Below are 252 nucleotides of genomic sequence, written 5' to 3'. Positions count from 1 at the left end.
CCATCCTCTAAGAGCTTGATGACACTTTCAATTTGTTTTGTTGAAAGCTTTAATTCTGTTGCAATTTGTTTCAATAAAAAGTCAGATGTCTTCATACTTTGCATCCTCTCACTGTTTCTTCTCTTTTAGTGTATCAAAAAAATCGGTAAAACAGAAAAAAGGTCAGCTATTTTACGTGAGCTGACCAAGTACATAGGTGAGATCGTCCTTCTTGTCTTGTGTGTATGTTTCAAGCTGCTTGGCAATGTCTGC

1 protein-coding gene is annotated in these 252 nt (G+C 36.5%); it reads right to left on the bottom strand.

Going from position 1 to position 252, the window contains the following annotated elements; genetic code table 11:
* Positions 1-95, bottom strand: a 95-nt coding sequence (locus SB658_RS25985; protein WP_410603365.1) for a hypothetical protein, incomplete at its 3' end; no start/stop codon positions are given.
* Positions 96-252: the final 157 nt, after the last annotated feature.

This window comes from Bacillus sp. SIMBA_008, assembly GCF_046535495.1.
GTDB lineage: Bacteria > Bacillota > Bacilli > Bacillales > Bacillaceae > Bacillus > Bacillus subtilis.
Note: the sequence above shows the minus strand (reverse complement) of the source record. Positions and strands in the feature narration are given on the sequence as shown.